The sequence below is a fragment of the Limnohabitans sp. MMS-10A-178 genome (assembly GCF_003063375.1).
Classification (GTDB): domain Bacteria; phylum Pseudomonadota; class Gammaproteobacteria; order Burkholderiales; family Burkholderiaceae_C; genus Limnohabitans_A.
The window spans coordinates 680,776-696,033 of sequence record NZ_NERY01000001.1; the positions used below are offsets into that span (position 1 = coordinate 680,776).

Consider the following 15,258-nt stretch of genomic DNA (forward strand, 5'->3'; position numbering starts at 1 on the left):
AGTTTTCCAATGCTTCATCTACTTTGAAAGTTAGCCATGCTGATTCGCACCCAACAAGATGGATTCATTCACCCCTTTAGCAGCGAAATCACTTCGCCAGAGGTGTATGCCAACCGGCGTCAGTTGCTCCGCCAATGGTCTGCAGGCGCAGCGGCCTTGGGCATGGGCTCTTGGGCGCAACGAGAGGCCTTTGCACAAGGCAGTTCTGCTGCAGTCAAATTGCCAGCACTGCCTGCAACCCAGTCTGGCGTTCAAGGCGCCATGACCGTTGAGAAAGTGACCTCTTACAAAGACGCCACAAGCTACAACAACTTCTACGAATTTGGGCTCGATAAAACAGATCCGGCGCGCTATGCCCACACTTTGAAAACGACACCCTGGTCGATTGAAGTGGAAGGCTTGGTGAAAAAACCCACCCGTTTCAATTTGGAAGACGTCATGAAATGGGGCGCGATGCAAGAGCGTATTTACCGCTTGCGATGCGTGGAAGGTTGGTCGATGGTCATTCCATGGATTGGTTACTCTTTGTCCGATTTGATCAAGCGCGTAGAGCCTTTGCCCAGCGCTAAGTTTGTTGAATTTGTAACCCAGGTCGATCCTCAAACCATGCCCGGCCTGCGCAGTGGCTACATCGATTGGCCCTTCACAGAAGGCTTGCGAATGGATGAAGCCATGCACCCTTTGACCTTGCTGAGTTTTGGCATGTACGGTGAAGTGATGCCCAAACAAAATGGCGCACCTGTTCGTTTGGTGGTGCCATGGAAGTACGGCTTCAAAAGCGGCAAAAGCATTGTGAAAATTCGCTTCGTAGAAAAACAACCCATGGTGTCATGGGCCAAAGCAGCACCGCAAGAATATGGTTTTTATTCCAACGTCAATCCATTGGTGGATCATCCCCGTTGGAGTCAAGCCATGGAGCGTCGCATTGGCGAAGGGGGCTTGTTTGAGAAAAAGCGCAAGACACTCATGTTCAATGGCTATGAAGCGCAGGTGGCCTCACTTTACGCAGGCATGGATTTGGTCAAGAACTTTTGATGCTGCGAGATGTGCTGCGCAAACCCTTCGTCAAGCAGAGCTTGGTGGTGGTATCGCTCTTGCCTTTTATTTGGCTTTTTGCAGCGGCATTTCTCGATCAATTGGGCCCTAACCCTGCCGAATATTTAATTCGCTCCACCGGCGAATGGGCCTTGCGATTTTTGTGCATCACGCTGCTGATCACGCCATTGCGCGTGACCTTGAAAATGCCGGAATGGCTTCTGTTTCGGCGCAGCTTGGGCTTGTTGACTTTCTTCTACGCGCTCCTGCATGCCGTGTGCTACAGCCTGTTTGACATGGGATTGGCGTGGAATGACATCTGGGCCGACATCGTCCAGCGGCCTTTCATTGCTGTGGGTTTTGCTGCAGCTGTGTTGCTGAGCTTGCTGGCCGCAACATCTTCCAATCGGGTTATCAAAAAGATGGGTGTGGTGCGTTGGCGAATCTTGCACCGCTGTGTCTATGCCATTGCAGCTTTGGCCATGTTGCATTTCTTTTGGATGCGCTCAGGCAAAAGAAACTACGATGAGGTGATTGTTTATGGCGCCATACTGAGCGCTTTGCTGGTATGGCGAGTTTGGCACGCGCTGCAAACCAGACGCGAAAAAACTCAGTCTTAAAACCAAATTGGTTTTTATTCAGGGCACCAAGTGCTCGCCAACAAAAGTATCGGCCGCAGTTTCGCGATGGCGAATTAAGTGAACTTGATGGCCATCGATTAAAACTTCTGCGGCTCGTCCACGGGTGTTGTAGTTGCTGGCCATGCTCATGCAATAAGCACCGGCGGACAAAACAGCCAAGGTGTCGCCTGCTTGCACATTGAGTTGGCGATCTCGGCCTATCCAATCGCCGCTTTCACACACGGGGCCCACCACATCCACCAGGGTTGTGGCACCCGCGCGGGGCGTAAGGGGCACAATTTGGTGAAAGGCTTGGTACATGGCAGGGCGAGGCAAATCGTTCATGGCTGCATCAATGATGCAAAAATTCTTTTGCTCACCAGGCTTCATAAACACCACCTCTGACAAGCACACGCCCGCGTTGCCCACCAAGGAGCGGCCTGGCTCAATCATGAGCTGACGATGGCCATAGCCGCGAGCATCCAATTTGGCCAGCAATTGTTGCCACAAGGTGTCGGCGGCAGGCGGCGTGTCGCCGTTGTAGTCAATACCCAAACCGCCACCAAAATCGATGTGGTGAATGGGTACACCTGCCGCTTCAATGTCGGTCACCAAATCGAGAATTCGATCCATGGCATCCAAGTAAGGAGTGGCCTCGGTAATTTGCGAGCCAATGTGGCAATCAATGCCCACCACAGCCAAGCCTGGTAAGGCGGCTGCACGCAGGTAAGTTTGCACAGCGCTTTCGTGCGCAACACCAAACTTATTGCCTTTGAGGCCTGTTGAAATGTAAGGGTGAGTCTTGGGGTCTACGTTGGGGTTCACGCGCAAACTGACGGGGGCTTTTTTGCCAAGCTTCAAGGCGACATCGTTGAGCACTTCAAGTTCGGCTTCACTTTCCACATTGAAGCAACCAATCCCAAGCTCGAGGGCTTGTTGCATTTCGGCGCGTGTTTTGCCTACCCCTGAAAAAATGATTTTGTCGGGTGTGCCGCCGGCTGCCAAAACGCGCGCCAATTCTCCTCCCGACACAATGTCAAAACCACATCCAGCTTTGGCAAAGACTTGCAGCACAGCCAAATTGGAGTTGGCCTTCATGGCGTAGCAAATTTGAACCTTGCGTCCTGCAAAGCCACGCTGGTAAGCCGCCAAGGCAGACAGCATGGCGGCCTTTGAGTATGCAAAAACAGGCGTGCCATATTGGGCTGCCACATCGGCCAGCTTCACATCCTCCATGCACAAGGTGTTGGCTTGGTAAGCAATGTGGGGCTGTCCAGGAAGGGTGTTGGCGTTCATGGTTTGGGGGCAGGCTTATTCGGGGGAGCTGGGATTAAAGTTTGCAGCAAAGTAGCGCGATCAGCAGACAAGGGATCTTGGGGATGCACCAAGGACCCTTTTTGACCACATGCCGTCAAAGCCACCGCACAAACGCCAAGGGTTTGGGCAAGGACTAAAATTCTCAATACTTTGAACATGACACGGATTGTAATGACCGACCTTGAATTTCTGGATACTGCTGAACGTCTTTTGTCGCGGATCGAAACCAGTTGCGATCGAATTAACGATGAAACCGATGCCGACATCGACAACCAAAGGGTGGGCGGCATGATTACCATCACCTTCAGCAATCGGAGCCAGATCATTGTGAATTTGCAAAAACCCTTGCATGAAGTGTGGCTGGCCGCCAAGTCAGGGGGCTACCATTACAAATTCAAAGACGGTGCCTGGCAGGACACCAAGGGTGAGGGTGAGTTTTTTGAAAACCTCTCCCGCTTTGGCACGGCACAGTCGGGCGTCAAGCTTCAATTCTAGGAAGCGCAACTCAATTTCTGAACAGATCGAGAATTCGTTTTTTCTCGTCAGGTTCTGGCAGGCTGCCCCCCTTTTCGTTGCCCAAGCCTAGGCTGGTTACACCGCCGCCACTGGCATATTCGTCAAAGTACCACTCACCGTTGACATAGACCACGCCTTCAGGCGCGATGGCATCCATCACAGGCATGTTTTTAAGGGCAGTTTCCATGAAGCTGATCCAGACGGGCAAGCTCAAGCCGCCGCCTGTTTCACGATCGCCCAGCTTGCGAGGTGTGTCGTAGCCAATCCAAACCACGGCTGCCAAATTACGGTGGTAGCCTGCAAACCAAGCATCCATCGAGTCGTTGGTGGTACCGGTTTTGCCGTAAATATCGTCACGCTTCAGAGCAACGCGGGCTTTGGCCGCCGTGCCAGAACGTGTGACCTCTTGCAGCAAACTGGTCATCACAAATGCGTTGCGAGGCGAAATGGCGCGATCGGCTTCATCGACGGGTTGTGCCGGACTGTCCACCAAAACTTTGCCTTTTTGGTCTGTCACGCGTGTGATCACGTGAGGTTGCACGCGCATGCCGCCATTGGCAAAGACCGAGTAGCCGGTGGCCATTTGCATGGGCGTTACTGAGCCTGCGCCAAGAGCCATGGTGAGGTAGGCAGGGTGTTTGTCCTCGTCAAAGCCAAATTTGGTGACCCATTCTTGGGCATTTCGGGTGCCCACAGACTGCAAGATGCGAATGGAAACCATGTTCTTTGACTTGGCCAGGCCTCTGCGAACGCTCATCGGGCCTTCAAATGTTCCGTCGTAGTTTTTGGGTTCCCAAGCTTGACCGCCTGTGACGCCGGCGTCAAAAAACAGCGGCCCATCGTTCACTATGGTGGCTGGGGTAAAGCCCTTTTCCAAGGCAGCCGAGTAGATGAACGGCTTGAAGCTAGAGCCAGGTTGACGCCAAGCTTGAATCACATGGTTGAATTTGTTCTTGGCAAAATCAAATCCACCCACCAGCGCTCTGACTGAGCCATCTCTCGGATTGATGGCCACGAATGCACCTTCAACTTCCGGCAATTGTGTAATTTCCCAAGTTCCTTTGGGCGTTTGAACCACCCGAATCACTGCGCCGCGTTTGATTCGGATGTTAGGGCCCGCCTTGTCGGAAAGGCCAGACTGGGCAGGCTTGAGGCCATCGCCCGTGATTTCGAGCTGCTCTCCGTTTTGTCTGACAGCCACAATTTTCTTGGGGCCAACTTCCAAGACTACCGCTGACATCACATCGCCGTTGTCGGGATGGTCTTCCAGCACATCGTCAATGGCGTCTTCCGTTTCTTTGGGTGAAGCTGGTAGCACGATGAATTTTTCGGGACCTCGATACACCTGACGGCGCTCAAAGTCCATGATGCCTTGACGCAAAGCTTGATAGGCAGCAATTTGTTCGGTCGATTGCAGGGTGGTGTAAACGTTCAGGCCGCGCGTGTAAGTCTCTTGGCCATACTGTGCAAACATCATTTGACGCACTGTTTCAGCCACGTATTCCGCATGAATTCGGCCCTTGTCGCTGTTGGGTCGAATGCGCAGTGGCTCAGCCTTGGCTTCGGTGGCTTGCTTGGCTGTGATGAAGCCGTTTTCTTCCATTCGCTCAATGATGTACAACTGCCGTGAGCGAGCCCGTTTGGGATTGCTGATAGGGTTGTATGCGGAGGGTGCTTTGGGCAAGCCAGCCAACATGGCAGCTTCTGCAATGCTGATGTCTTTGAGCGGTTTGCCAAAATAGGTTTCGGCTGCAGAAGCAAATCCATAGGCTCTGTTGCCCAAGAAAATTTGATTCATGTAAATCTCAAGAATTTGATCTTTGGTGAGCAAATGTTCGAGTTTGAAGGTGAGCAAAATTTCATAAATTTTGCGGGTGTATGTTTTTTCGGTCGACAAGTAAACGTTGCGCGCAACTTGCATGGTGATGGTGGATGCGCCTTGGCTCTTGCGCTTGCTCAAGTTGGCAATACCAGCCCTCATGAGGCCCAAATAGTCGAGGCCGCCATGTTGGTAAAAACGGGCATCTTCAATGGAAAGCACGGCGTCTTTCATCACTTGAGGAATTTCTTTGATGGGTGTGAGATTGCGCCGTTCTTCTCCAAACTCGCCCATCAAAACGCCGTCAGCGGTGTATACGCGCAGTGGAAGCTTAGGGCGGTAATCGGCCAAATCAGAGATGTCTGGAAGTTGGGGGTATGCCATGACCATGGCCACGCCCACCACCATCAAGATTGACATCAATCCCGCAAACACCAGACCCCCTGCCCAAAGACAAGCACGCAGCGCCCAATGCAATCGGGGTGATTCAATCAGATCTGGCTGTTGAGGTGAGTTTGCGTTGGATTTTTTGGACATGGATAAAGCGGAAAAAACCGCTGACCGCATTATAAAAAACTGCTGGGCAGAAGGCAGATTTTGAAGGTTGCACAAAGCAACTCAATTGTGTGGGATTGTAGTCCTTTCAAATCGAAATCTTGTGTTCAATCAAGGCACTGTTTCCATACCTTGAAAGTTTATCTGTGCTGCCCACCCCCACACTTTGGTCTGCCTCGCCTTTGCGGTTTGTTGTAAGCGCTGTGTCTGCAGTACCAGCAGGAATACAGCCAAGCACTGTCAAAACCTGGGCTGCCATTGCCACTCGGGGTCATCAAACACTGTTTCGAAGGGCTGAAAACCTGTCAGATCTCTTGGTGCAATTGCGCGCCGATTGTTTTGAAAATTGGCTTGATCTAAAGAATCCCTCAAGGCGCATACCCATGGCACTGATGCTTGAGCCCACTGAATTTTTGGAAAGAGAGTTGCAGTGCGCAGCCCATTGGCGACCCGATGACATTGCTGCTGAATGTTGCTTAGAAGCCGCAAGCCAGCTGCAAGTACCGGTGGCTCAGTTGCACATGGACTTTGAAGTTCAATTAAGCGCGCAAGGCCATTGGGTCGCAAAGTATTTGGCTTGCCTTCAAAAATTGGTACAGCCCTATCGGGCTCAACTCAGCGCATTGAATTTTCAATTGGAGGTCTTTACTTCTTCGTCTCAAAGTGAAGCCTTGTGTGCATCTTGGGGCTTGCAGTTTGAAACCATCGCCCATGCTTTCAGATTGCCATACCCTGGTGAGTTGGCTCATGGGTACTTCGAGTTGTGCAAAGGAAGCGATCTATGTTGAATTTGATTCATTCATCAAGGTCCGAATGGCGTCAGACCTGGATCGACATGGCTAGCGCATTGTGCATGGGAGCAATTCTGATGTCAGGCACTATTTTTTACTTGGAAAAAGAAGCGGAGCGTGAGATGACCACGCTGATGAATCATTCGCTAACAGCCAAGAGTTCGCAGGATGCCAAGCCCGTGCAGGAATCCGAGACGGCTATTTCTCAACTTGAATTGGCAGACTTGAAAGCGCGTGTGATGTATCTTTCGCACCGACAAATAGAGCGAGAAAATTTCACTGATGTGCAGCACATTCTGTTGAAAAATGTTCTGAGTCCATCGGGTCAGGCAGCTCTTTCACAAAGTTTGTACAGCTTGAATAGCTTGATCTGGCAAAACGGCAGACTTGAATTTGAAGCACTCAGCCAATCTGCAGCAGATTGGCAGGCCCTGTTGAACGAACTGAATGGGTTTGATCGTTGGAAAACAGCGCCCCAAGTGGTCCAAACTCACCGCTCCGCAATACAAGGTGCAACACAGGGGGCAACACAAGCACCCCCCAACGGGCAGAGTCAGGTGGCCTATATCTTGAAGGCGCATATTTGGGGGCAAGCCACAAGTGCTTCAAGCACGCCCACCACCAAGTCTGCCCCATGACAGTCAAGACATGGTTTGACAAGCGCTTGAACACTTGTGTGGAAGTTGCATCGCTCAAATGGCCGGCAGCCAGCCTGCGCTGGCGCAACGGTAAATTGTTTGCGACTGCCCAAGCAAGAGGGTGGCGCGCCATATTGGTTGGCAGTTTGAGCATGTTGTTGTTCGGCATGGCTTGGCAGCTGCTCAGTGGCGCTGGCTGGATTGATTCCCATCGTGTTGCGATGAAGCAGTGGCAAGGTGAGCAGACCACATTGCAAAACATTGAAGCTTTGCAGCAAATCAAGTTAGAAGCTTTGGCTTTGGCCAATGAAAAAAGAAAAGCGACACATCTGGAATACCAATTGGCCTTGGATGACTTGATATTGGCTTGGCCAAACTCTGCAATGCGCAGCCAGTTGATTGATCGATTGCAAAGGATGGCCCAATATCAAAACTTGCGCATTGAACAAATGGCCTTGGCCCCTTTGCCCAATGAACATGGCTATGAAGCTGGTACCTTGAACTTCATTGTGAAGGGTTCAGAACTGGCTACAGCGTCCTTCTGGAAAGCATTGAATCAGTTGTTTCAAAATGGCAATTGGACTGCACTCACTTGGCGTCGCTTGCCAGATGGCAATTTCTTGTTTGAAGGGCAATTGCACTTGTTGTGGGATGCAGAAGATGCTTTCACCGACACGGGCGTTGAATTGCAAGCAAGGGGTCGCAGCGCTGCTGACGCCAAGGTCAACCTCAAGCAAAAGCTCAACAACACCAACAACACCAACAACATCAGCCTTCAGAAAAGCCACTTGTGGCCAGACCAGTCTCTGAGTCAAATGCGTCTTGTGGGAGCGGCGCAGTCAGCAGATCCCTCAAACAAAGACTGGACTTGGACACTGCTGCAGTTGGGCCGACAAATTCAAGCGGTTCGGCCTGGCCAATACCTTGGCCTTGAAAACCGCCTTGTCCTTTCTTTGGATAGTCAGGGGCTTTGGTTGGAGGGGGCAACAGGAACTGAGCTGAGCCTACCGCTTACTTTGCTGGCATGGGACAAGGTGCAGCCATGAGCGGTTTTAATTGTTCAGGCTCACGCACGAAGCGCTGCTTGATTGGGGCATGCCTTCAAGTTGTCTGCCTATTGCCACTCAGCGCACTTGAAGCAGATCAAAAGTTGAAATGGCGTTTCCAAAACATGGAAGTGAAGGCATTGCTTCAATCCTTGGCTGAAATTGGCAAGCAAAATTTAATCGTTGCCGAGGGGGTGTCTGGACCTGTCAGTTTGCACTTGGCAGACATGACTTGGCGAGAAGCCTTGGCCGTGGTGGTTCAGTCCAAGAATTTGGTAGCAACCCAACAAGCGGGTGTCTTGTGGATTGGACCCAAAACGGAGGCGCCTGAACAATTAAAAACGCTTGTGATCCCTTTGAAATACGCCAAAGCACTTGATGTGACCCAACGCTTGCAAGTTTCCAGTGGCGGCGCCGCTGCTGGCGCTCACAAATGGTTGAGTGCGCGTGGCTCGGTGATGGCCGATCCTAGAACCAATCAATTGTTCTTTTTAGACACGCCTGCTTACTTGAAACAACTTCAAGAGGTCATTCAACGGCTCGATATTCCAGTACGGCAAGTGATGATCGAAGCCAAAATTGTGGAAGCAGAGTCTCAATTTGGTCAATCCTTGGGTGTGCGATTGGGTGGTGCCTTTGCCGCGCCTTTTGCAGCGCCTTTTTCTGCCAATGCCAAGCCAGTCAATGTAGCCATCAGTGGGCAAGTTCAAGGCGGTGTGGGCGGCGTTCAGCCCGCTTATTGGTTAAATTTGCCAGCAGGTTCAGCCGGCCAAGCCGTCTATCCCGCCCCTAGCTTTGCTGTGTCTTTGTTCAACGCAGGCGCCCATCAATTTTTGAACCTCGAAATATCGGCGCTTGAAGCTGACGGCAGAGGCAAAGTGGTGGCCAGTCCGCGAGTGATCACCACCGATCAAACCAAAGCCTTGATTGAGCAGGGCACAGAACTGCCTTATCAAGTGAACAACGGCAATGGTGCAGCATCTGTGGCATTTCGCAAAGCCAACTTGAAGTTGGAAGTCACGCCACAAATTACCCCTGAAGGCGCTGTCGTGTTGGAGTTGGACATCTCCAAAGACAGTGTGGGACAAATTACCGCGGCCGGGTTTGCCATCAACACCAAACATGTCAAAACTCAGGTTTTGGTGGACAACGGCGGCACGGTGGTCATTGGCGGCATTTTGGAAGCCGCCGACAAGGACGATAAGGCCCAATTGCCTGGCTTGGGTGCATTGCCATTGGTGGGGTGGCTGTTTAAAACCCAACAAGCCACTCAGCGCAAAACTGAAATGTTGATTTTTGTGACCCCCAGGGTGCTGGCCGAAAACCAAAGCCTACCGCCCTCGAATACACTTGGAGAATCAATCGTTCCTTGAATTTCTACTTTTGCTCATAATTTTTGTTGGCCTTCCTGGATCTGGCAAAACGACCATCGGCAGACAGATGGGGCGTCGTCTCGGCTTGCCTTTTTTAGATTCTGACACCGTCATCGAGCAGCGTTTGGGTTGTTCGATTCGGGAGTTCTTCGATCGTGAAGGTGAAGAGCGTTTTCGCGACATTGAACAAAACGTCATTGACGACTTAAGCAAGCACCATCACGGCGTTTTATCAACGGGTGGTGGTGCGGTCTTGCGGCCTCTCAATCGTCAACACTTGCACGCTCGGGGCAAGGTGGTTTATTTGCGATCTACGCCGGAAGAAGTTTTTAGAAGGCTGAGGCATGATGTGCAAAGACCGCTGCTTCAAGTCAAGGACCCTCAAGAAAAATTGAGAGATTTATTCAGTGTTCGCGATCCCCTCTATCGTGAGACAGCGCATCATGTGTTTGACACAGGACGTCCCAGCATCAGCAAATTGCTCAACGCCATCATTGCAGAGTTGTCACTTGATGGTTTTGACACGCACAACTCACACCATCATTCAAGCCGACCATGAACGCTTTGCACACGCCCACTGAAACTGTCCGAATAGATTTGGCAGACAGAAGTTATGACATCCTGATTGGTGAAAACTTGCTCGGTGAAGCAGGCACTTACGGACAGTTGCCCAAAGCTGCTGCGGCTCTGATTGTGACCAACACCACAGTTTCACCTCTTTATGAGGCGGCTTTGCGTCAAGCATTGTCGGTGCACTACAAGAGTATTCACAGCATTCAATTGCCAGACGGCGAGGTGTACAAAGATTGGCTCACGCTGAACCTTGTGTTTGACAGCTTGCTCAGCCGAGCTTGTGATCGGAAAACTGTTTTGTTTGCCCTTGGCGGCGGTGTGGTGGGTGACATGACAGGCTTTGCCGCGGCCAGTTTCATGCGAGGTGTGCCCTTTGTGCAAGTGCCCACCACTTTGTTGGCGCAAGTCGATTCATCAGTGGGCGGTAAAACAGCCATCAATCACCCCATGGGCAAGAACATGATTGGGGCCTTTTATCAGCCCCAGCGAGTGGTCTGCGACTTGAACGTTTTGAAAACCTTGCCTGCACGTGAGCTCAGCGCGGGCTTGGCTGAAATTATCAAATATGGCCCCATCTCAGACATGCCATTTTTTGATTGGATTGAAGCCAACATCGATGCCTTAAAAGCATGTCAGACGCAGGCCATGGCGCATGCCGTGAAGCGCAGTTGTGAAATCAAGGCCTATGTGGTGGGTCAAGATGAACGCGAGGCGGGCTTGCGCGCTATCTTGAATTTTGGCCATACCTTTGGGCACGCCATTGAGGCGGGTCTGGGTTATGGGGAATGGCTGCACGGCGAAGCGGTTGCTTGTGGCATGGTCATGGCAGCAAATTTGTCGGCCGAATTGGGATTGATCGATGCTGCATTTGTCAAGCGCTTGACAGCACTTATTGAGCGCGCAGGTTTGCCCATCAAAGGCCCTGTGTTGAATGCCCAAGACAACGCGGGCCAGTATTTGGCGCTCATGCTGCATGACAAAAAATCAGTGGCCGGTGACATTCAGTTTGTCTTGATCGAAGGACCAGGCAAAGCCCGCGTCAGTGCGGCGCCAGAAGCCATGGTGCGGGCTGTGATTGATCGTTGCTGTGCTTGAAATCTACGCTTGTCATGCTGAGCACTCGCGCGGTAGGCGGCATGCCGAAGTGCCAGCGCCAACCCGCAATGACTTTCAAAGAGATCGTGATCGCATCGTTCACTCCACAGCTTTTCGGCGTCTGGTTTACAAAACGCAGGTCTTCCTCAACCATGAAGGCGATTTGTTTCGGACCCGATTGACGCATTCTCTGGAAGTCGCTCAACTGGGCCGCTCGATTGCCCGCGCCTTGGGTTTGAATGAAGATTTGGTTGAGGCGGTAGCGCTGGCCCATGATTTAGGGCACACCCCCTTTGGCCATGCTGGGCAAGACACCCTGAATGAATGCATGCAAGCGTTTGGCGGCTTTGAGCACAATTTGCAAAGTTTGCGTGTGGTCGATCATTTGGAAGAACGCTACCCCGACTTTGACGGACTCAACCTCACCTTTGAAACGCGCGAAGGCATTCTGAAGCACTGTGCAAGGCGCAATGCACTTTTGATTGAAGCGCAAGAACCTGGGGGTGTAGCATCACGATTTTTAGCAGGCACACAGCCCAGCTTAGAAGCCCAACTGTGCAATTTGGCCGATGCCATTGCCTACAATGCCCACGACATTGACGACGGCGTGCGTTCTGGCTTGCTCACCATGTCGCAAATGGCCGAAGTGCCTTTGTTTGCCAACTATCAAAGATTGACCTTGCAGCAGCATCCAGGTTTGGCAGTGCCATCAAAATCCAGGCGCCTCTTGTATGAAACCATCCGCCGCATGCTCAGTGATCAAGTCTATGACGTGATTGACACCACGCGTGCACATTTGAAATTGAACGCGCCACAAAGCGCCGATGAGGCCAGACGGGCGGGCGCTATCGTGGCTTTTGGTGAGGCTATGGCAGAGCAAGTTCAGGCCATGAAATCGTTTCTTTTCAAACACCTTTATCGGCACCCACAGGTGATGGAAAAAACCATCCATGCGCAATTGATGGTGCGCGAGTTGTTTGACGCTTATCTCAGCAGTCCGAAAGAGATGTCGTCTGATTTTGCGGCGCGTGAAGAAACACCTCGTGCAGTGGCTGACTACATTGCGGGCATGACCGATCGCTTTGCTGCCCGCGAGCATGAGCGCTTAACGGGCCGTCGATTGCTTGTATGACAAGCGCAAGTTCGGCGCCCTCAAAGCCAGCGTCTCTAGGGGCTGCTTACGGCGTCATTTTTTCTGGCGTGGTGGCCGCTTTGCAAATTGGAAAACTGCCGCCGGCCTTGCCTGAGTTAAGTCAAACATTGGGCTTGAGTTTGATGCAGTCAGGCTTCTTGCTCTCATTGGTTCAATTGGCCGGCATGACATTGGCACTGGCAGTTGGCTTGTCAGCCGATGGCTTGGGTTTGAAGCGAAGCATGTTGGCAGGCCTTTTGGTTTTGGGCTTTGCCAGTGTCATGGGCGCCACAGCCGACAGTGTTTTCAGCCTGATGGTTTGGCGGGCCCTTGAAGGGGTTGGATTTTTGTGGGTCACCTTGCCAGCGCCTGGACTCATTCGCAAATTGGTCAGCGAACAGCACATGCGAAAGCTGCTGGGCTATTGGGGTGCTTACATGCCCGCAGGCACGGCGCTCACTTTGTTGCTTGGGCCTCTGTGGCTGCCCGAATGGGGATGGCGCAGTTGGTGGATTTTGTTTGCAGTTTTAACGTGGGTGATTGCTTTCGTTTTCTGGCGTGTCGTGCCTGCCGATGTGCTGTCATCCGTTGCCGAACCAATTGATGCGCCCGTTCAAACACAGGCTGGCAAAGCCGTTGCGTGGCCACAGCGATTGCGCGAAACACTTTCTGCGCCAGGACCTTGGTGGGTGGCTCTTTGCTTCGCCATGTACTCAGGCCAGTGGCTGGCTGTGGTGGGATTTTTGCCTTCCATCTACACCCAAGCGGGTTTGTCCGGCCTTACCTTGGGTTTGCTTACCGCTGTGGCCGCTGCCGTCAACATGTCGGGCAACATGGCTTCTGGCCGTTTGTTGCAAAGGGGTATTCATCCCAGCGTGTTGCTGGCCTGCGGATTTTTGGCAATGAGCTTTGGCGCTTTGTTGGCTTTTTCTGAATTCACTCAAAGTTGGCCGTGGTTGCGTTACGCCGGTGTGCTTTTGTTCTCTGCTTGTGGTGGCTTGGTGCCAGGCACTTTGTTTTCTTTGGCTGTGCGTTTGGCACCCCATGAACGCAATGTGTCCACCACAGTAGGCTGGATGCAACAAGGCTCTGCAGCAGGTCAGTTTGCAGGACCACCCTTGGTGGCTTGGTTGGCTTCGCAAGTGGGTGGTTGGCAGTGGACTTGGTTGGCCACTGGCTTGTGCTGTGTGGTTGGGGGCGTGCTGTCTGTGCTAATTGCACGCACCTTGAGTCAGCAAAGAGAGGTTTCATGACAACTGCCGCAACAGATGGGTCGCTTCAAAATCGAATGGTGCAAGACACCTTGCGTTGGTTAGAACGCGCAGTCATTGGCTTGAACTTGTGCCCGTTTGCCAAAGCGGTTTATGTGAAAGGACAAGTGCATTGCACCGTCAGTCAGGCCAGCAACTTGGAAGCTTTGCGTGATGATTTGCTACAAGCGCTGAAAGACCTTGTGGCGCATGAGCCTGCTGAGCGAGACACCACTTTGCTGATCATTCAAAATTTGTTGCAAGATTTTGTCGACTACAACGATTTTTTGAATGTGGCCGATGATTGTTTGCTGGCACTGGATCTGGAAGGCGAAATTCAAATAGCCAGTTTTCATCCGCAATACCAATTTGCTGGAACCGATGAAGATGACATCACCAACTTCACCAATCGCTCGCCGTACCCTACCTTGCACCTGATTCGCGAAGCCAGCATTGACCGCGCAGTGGCTGCATTTCCTGACGCAGAAGATATTTTTGAAGCCAATATGGCCACCATGAACCAATTGGGTTTGCAGGGCTGGCAAGACTTGAATGTGGGGCCTACATGGCCTCAGAATGACACCGATGAAAAAAAATAACACCAAGTCTGATTCGGCCAAGCCTTTAGACCTCGATCTGCGCCCGGGGCAATCGATTGAGTTGCTGAAAGAATTGCACATCCTTACCCGCGAAGGCAAACTGAACCAAGACTCGCGCCGAAAACTCAAGCAGGTCTTGCATCTTTTTCAGTTCATTGAAAAGATTTTGAAAGAGTTGGCGGAGGAGACTTCGGCTTCAGACGCCCTAGGCCTGACCTTGGCCGATCATGGCGCCGGCAAGTCTTATTTGGGTTTCATCGTTTACGACTTGTTTTTCAAGGCTTTGCCGCAAGGTCACATTTACGGCATCGAAACTCGTGCCGAATTGGTTGAGGCCTCGCGCGCATTGGCCCAGCGTTTGGACTTCAAGCGCATGGTCTTTTTGAACACCTCGGTGGCCGAGTCTTCGCAGTCCGATCTCATGCCTGCGCAAATTGATGTAGTCACCGCATTGCATGCTTGCGACACAGCCACCGACGACGCCATTGCCTTTGGTTTGCTGAAAAAAGCTCGCGCCATGGTCTTGGTGCCCTGTTGCCAAGCCGAAGTAGCCTCTAAGCTGCGCCAAAACAAAGCCTTGAACTTGTCGCGCACCCCTTTGGCCGAACTCTGGCGCCACCCCTTGCACACCCGCGAAATTGGCAGCCAACTCACCAACGTCCTGCGCTGCCTTTACCTTGAATCCAAAGGCTACACCGTCACGGTTACCGAACTGGTGGGCTGGGAGCACAGCATGAAAAACGAACTCATCCTGGCCCGCTACTCCGGCCGCCCCAAACCCGACGCCGCCCAACGCCTCCAATCCCTCCTGACCGAATTCGGCCTCACCGAATCCCTTGCATCGCGTTACCCTTAATTGGGGTCAGATCAACATTAATTTCTTTCGGGTTAGCATTCAC

16 protein-coding genes are annotated in these 15,258 nt (G+C 52.0%); 13 read left to right on the forward strand and 3 right to left on the reverse strand.

The window, feature by feature from the left end; translation table 11 throughout:
* Nucleotides 1-36 precede the first annotated feature (36 nt).
* Both msrP and B9Z32_RS03395 read left to right on the forward strand, forming a co-directional pair.
* Nucleotides 37-1,035 carry a protein-methionine-sulfoxide reductase catalytic subunit MsrP gene (msrP, locus tag B9Z32_RS03390; RefSeq protein WP_108419945.1) on the forward strand — a complete coding sequence of 333 codons (999 nt, stop codon included), beginning with the start codon at nt 37-39 and terminating at the stop codon, nt 1,033-1,035.
* Nucleotides 1,035-1,655 (forward strand): sulfite oxidase heme-binding subunit YedZ, encoded by a 621-nt coding sequence (locus B9Z32_RS03395; protein ID WP_108419946.1) that lies wholly within the window; start codon nt 1,035-1,037, stop codon nt 1,653-1,655. The genes msrP and B9Z32_RS03395 overlap by 1 nt, the downstream gene beginning before the upstream one ends.
* An 18-nt stretch (nt 1,656-1,673) precedes the next feature.
* Here the strand turns inward: B9Z32_RS03395 and lysA are convergent, their stop codons facing one another.
* Together lysA and B9Z32_RS14290 are read right to left on the reverse strand one after the other, a co-directional pair.
* Nucleotides 1,674-2,951: a diaminopimelate decarboxylase gene (lysA, locus tag B9Z32_RS03400; protein WP_108419947.1), complete on the reverse strand. Its 1,278-nt coding sequence runs from the start codon at nt 2,949-2,951 to the stop codon at nt 1,674-1,676.
* The gene (locus B9Z32_RS14290; RefSeq protein ID WP_369909404.1) at nt 2,948-3,262 is read right to left on the reverse strand and encodes a lipoprotein; all 315 of its coding nucleotides are present in this window, start codon (nt 3,260-3,262) and stop codon (nt 2,948-2,950) included. The genes lysA and B9Z32_RS14290 overlap by 4 nt, the downstream gene beginning before the upstream one ends.
* Here B9Z32_RS14290 and cyaY point away from each other — a divergent pair.
* Nucleotides 3,144-3,467, forward strand: a complete 324-nt coding sequence (cyaY, locus tag B9Z32_RS03410) for an iron donor protein CyaY (RefSeq protein WP_108419949.1) — start codon at nt 3,144-3,146, stop codon at nt 3,465-3,467. The two genes, B9Z32_RS14290 and cyaY, sit on opposite strands and share 119 nt — an antisense overlap.
* 10 nt (nt 3,468-3,477) lie before the next feature.
* Here the strand turns inward: cyaY and B9Z32_RS03415 are convergent, their stop codons facing one another.
* Nucleotides 3,478-5,844: a penicillin-binding protein 1A gene (locus tag B9Z32_RS03415; RefSeq protein WP_108419950.1), complete on the reverse strand. Its 2,367-nt coding sequence runs from the start codon at nt 5,842-5,844 to the stop codon at nt 3,478-3,480.
* A gap of 164 nt (nt 5,845-6,008) precedes the next feature.
* On the opposite strand from B9Z32_RS03415, the gene B9Z32_RS03420 reads away from it, so the two are divergent.
* The 10 genes from B9Z32_RS03420 (at nt 6,009) to B9Z32_RS03465 (ending at nt 15,215) form a co-directional block, all read left to right on the forward strand.
* Nucleotides 6,009-6,650, forward strand: coding sequence for a hypothetical protein (locus B9Z32_RS03420; RefSeq protein WP_146179446.1), 642 nt, complete (start codon nt 6,009-6,011; stop codon nt 6,648-6,650).
* On the forward strand, nt 6,644-7,291 hold the full coding sequence (locus B9Z32_RS03425; protein WP_146179447.1) for a hypothetical protein: 648 nt from the start codon (nt 6,644-6,646) through the stop codon (nt 7,289-7,291). The genes B9Z32_RS03420 and B9Z32_RS03425 overlap by 7 nt, the downstream gene beginning before the upstream one ends.
* Nucleotides 7,288-8,337, forward strand: coding sequence for a hypothetical protein (locus tag B9Z32_RS03430; RefSeq protein WP_108419953.1), 1,050 nt, complete (start codon nt 7,288-7,290; stop codon nt 8,335-8,337). Before B9Z32_RS03425 ends, B9Z32_RS03430 begins: the two co-directional genes overlap by 4 nt.
* A gap of 104 nt (nt 8,338-8,441) precedes the next feature.
* Nucleotides 8,442-9,710, forward strand: a complete 1,269-nt coding sequence (locus tag B9Z32_RS03435; RefSeq protein ID WP_158268169.1) for a type IV pilus secretin PilQ — start codon at nt 8,442-8,444, stop codon at nt 9,708-9,710.
* 10 nt (nt 9,711-9,720) lie between these two features.
* Entirely contained in the window at nt 9,721-10,269 is a 549-nt protein-coding gene (locus B9Z32_RS03440) for a shikimate kinase (protein WP_108419955.1), read from the forward strand.
* The gene (gene aroB / locus B9Z32_RS03445; RefSeq protein WP_108419956.1) at nt 10,266-11,378 is read left to right on the forward strand and encodes a 3-dehydroquinate synthase; all 1,113 of its coding nucleotides are present in this window, start codon (nt 10,266-10,268) and stop codon (nt 11,376-11,378) included. The genes B9Z32_RS03440 and aroB overlap by 4 nt, the downstream gene beginning before the upstream one ends.
* Nucleotides 11,359-12,510: a deoxyguanosinetriphosphate triphosphohydrolase gene (locus B9Z32_RS03450; RefSeq protein ID WP_108419957.1), complete on the forward strand. Its 1,152-nt coding sequence runs from the start codon at nt 11,359-11,361 to the stop codon at nt 12,508-12,510. Before aroB ends, B9Z32_RS03450 begins: the two co-directional genes overlap by 20 nt.
* Nucleotides 12,507-13,763 (forward strand): CynX/NimT family MFS transporter, encoded by a 1,257-nt coding sequence (locus tag B9Z32_RS03455; RefSeq protein WP_108419958.1) that lies wholly within the window; start codon nt 12,507-12,509, stop codon nt 13,761-13,763. The genes B9Z32_RS03450 and B9Z32_RS03455 overlap by 4 nt, the downstream gene beginning before the upstream one ends.
* Nucleotides 13,760-14,359: a DUF1415 domain-containing protein gene (locus B9Z32_RS03460; protein ID WP_108419959.1), complete on the forward strand. Its 600-nt coding sequence runs from the start codon at nt 13,760-13,762 to the stop codon at nt 14,357-14,359. Before B9Z32_RS03455 ends, B9Z32_RS03460 begins: the two co-directional genes overlap by 4 nt.
* Nucleotides 14,346-15,215 (forward strand): SAM-dependent methyltransferase, encoded by an 870-nt coding sequence (locus tag B9Z32_RS03465; RefSeq protein ID WP_108419960.1) that lies wholly within the window; start codon nt 14,346-14,348, stop codon nt 15,213-15,215. The genes B9Z32_RS03460 and B9Z32_RS03465 overlap by 14 nt, the downstream gene beginning before the upstream one ends.
* Nucleotides 15,216-15,258: the final 43 nt, after the last annotated feature.